Consider the following 2,644-nt stretch of genomic DNA (forward strand, 5'->3'; position numbering starts at 1 on the left):
GGCCGCTGATCCGCGCGCGCTTGCCTCGCGCGGAACTGCATATCTATGGCGCCTATACGCCGCCCAAAGCCACCGCACTGCACAACCCGGCCCAAGGCTTTCACATCATGGACTGGGCCGAAGATGCGCTTGAAGTGATGTCGGCAGCGCGGGTCTGCCTTGCGCCATTGCGCTTTGGCGCGGGAATCAAGGGCAAACTGGTCGACGCCATGCTCTGTGGCACGCCAAGCGTGACGACACCGATCGGCGCCGAAGCCATGCACGGCGATGCTCCTTGGCCGGGAGCGGTTGCCCTGGACGCAAACACCTTCGCCGAACAGGCCGTGCAACTGTACGAAGATCCAGCGCGCTGGCGGCAAGCGCAGATTCAGTCTTCGGCACTTTTGCAGCAGCGTTATCAGCGCAGCGTACATGGCCCGCGTCTGATCAACCGGATAGCTGATTGCCGACAACACTTGGCACAACTTAGAAACGACAACTTCACCGGCGCCATGCTGCGACATCACACACTCAAAAGCACTCAATACATGGCTCAATGGATCGAAGCGAAAAACCAGTTAAATCCAACAGAGCGTTGATTACATCAATTACATGACTTGCATTAAAAGTGAACTTTCGCAATAACGCGAACATGCTTATAAACATCCTGCGCGCAACTAATCAACCACTTCGCAGGATATGCAACATGGAAAGCTTCGACGATATACCAACCCATCAATGGATGGCTGATTCACCACAAATCGATAATCTTTCGTTATTCGAAATGACCCTGCCCGGCGCGCATAACGCCGGTTGTGACTGGGAAGCCTCTTACGCCCTGATTCCCGGTAAAAACTGGCTTGCCTGCCAGGACGTTTCGTTTTATTCGCAGTTGAATCGCGGCGCTCGCGCACTTGATGTACGCCTTGTTTACAACAGCAAGGCGAAACAACTGGCGAAGTTTCGTTTCCATCACAATGGATTCAACTCTTCGCGAACGCTTGAAGACCTGATCAGGGACCTTAAGGGATTTTATGAAAGAAGCCCGAACGAGTTTATCGTTCTGGACTTCCATGAACTTTCCAACGCTACAGATCCATTCAACCATGAGGAATTCAGAACAGCTTTGCTGGAGCACCTTGGGGAACGGATCATTCCCACCGAAAATCTGCATCTGACAATTGGCCAACTCAAAGCCATCGATCCATTGCAGCGCATTATGGTAGCTGCGCCGATGACCTGGGAAACCCTGGACTTCCGCTTTTATAGCCAGATCAATCACAAGTGGATCGGCAAATCACAGGTCAGCACCTCGGATCTCTATGGCTATATAGACAACGTACTGAGCACACCTGTCAGTACGCGCCGCCCGTGGTCGCTGTCGGCAACCAGTTACACACTCGGCGGCCCGCAGCGAATCCTCGACAGTCTTGACGAGTGGTTCGACCCGGAAAAATCCGATTGGGCGCGCAAGTGCAACATCATCAATTTCGACTTCATCAAGAATTCGAACATCGTGCGTTTCTGCCAAATGGCCAACTTGCAAAAGGCCCGCGACAAGCTCAACTGAGCGGTTACCACGGACGGCCGGTCGGAAGTGGCACAAATGGCAAAAAACGAGGCATGATCGCGCAGCGATAATAAAAAGTGCCTAGTCATGACCCGAAACGCTCGCGTGACCGACCCTTCCTACGAGTTGATGGACGACCATAACGGCTTGTCCATCATCTACCGCCAGCACGGCTTCCCCTGCCCGCTGGTGCGCTGGCATTTCCACAAGGAATACGAACTGCACCTGATCGTTGCCAGTTCCGGCAAAGTGTTCATCGGCGATTACATCGGCAACTTCTATCCGGAAACCCTGTTTCTGACCGGTCCCAACCTGCCGCACAACTGGATCAGCCAGGTCGCTGAAGATGAAGTGGTGGAGAAGCGCGACATGCTGGTCAACTTCACCGACGAATTGTTCGAGAGCGGGCACCAGGTGTTCGCTGAGCTGAAATCCCTGGCGCCACTGCTTGAGCGCGCGCAGTACGGCATCGAATTTCGCTGCAAGCGCACGATCCGTCAGGCCATGACACTCATGCAGCGGATCGCCGACAGCACCGGCATCACCCGCCTCGGGCATTTTTTCATCCTGATGGAATTGCTCGCTGCGAGTGAGGATTACCAGTTGTTGTCCGGTGCCACCACCCCGCAATTGGCCGACGAACACAACATCGACCGCACCAACCGCGCGGTCGATTACATCTTCAGCCATTACGCCCGGGACATTTCACTGGAGGAAGTGGCCGAGCACCTGGGCATGACGCCAACTTACTTCAGCCGGGTATTCAAACAGGCCACCGGGCGCAACTTCATCGAATTCGTCAATCGCCTGCGCATCAGCAAATCCTGTGAACTGCTGGCCGACGGCGACAAACCGGTGACCGAGGTGTGCTTCGAGTCGGGCTTCAACAATATCTCCAACTTCAATCGACGCTTCCAGCAACTCAAGGGCATGACGCCGTCGCACTATCGACGGCTGGCAGTGCAGCGGCTGACTGAACAAAACCATTCCTGACACCATCATTCCCTTGTGGGAGCGAGCTTGCTCGCGAATGGCGTAGTGTCAGCCCACTCAGATAACGCTGACACACCGCAATCGCGAGCAAGCTCGCTCCAG

Annotated in this window: 3 protein-coding genes; all 3 read left to right on the plus strand. The window is 54.8% G+C overall.

The genetic code is table 11. The features are described from left to right. On the plus strand, positions 1-578 hold a 578-nt coding region (locus QMX86_RS27850; RefSeq protein WP_282390430.1), incomplete at its 5' end, for a glycosyltransferase family 4 protein. A 107-nt stretch (positions 579-685) separates the two neighbouring features. Beyond that, positions 686-1,549, plus strand: a complete 864-nt coding sequence (locus QMX86_RS27855) for a phospholipase (protein WP_282383759.1) — start codon at positions 686-688, stop codon at positions 1,547-1,549. Between the two features lie 87 nt (positions 1,550-1,636). After that, positions 1,637-2,542 (plus strand): AraC family transcriptional regulator, encoded by a 906-nt coding sequence (locus QMX86_RS27860; protein ID WP_282383757.1) that lies wholly within the window; start codon positions 1,637-1,639, stop codon positions 2,540-2,542. Positions 2,543-2,644 lie beyond the last annotated feature (102 nt).

The organism is Pseudomonas sp. PS01270, assembly GCF_029959775.1.
GTDB classification, from domain to species: domain Bacteria; phylum Pseudomonadota; class Gammaproteobacteria; order Pseudomonadales; family Pseudomonadaceae; genus Aquipseudomonas; species Aquipseudomonas atacamensis.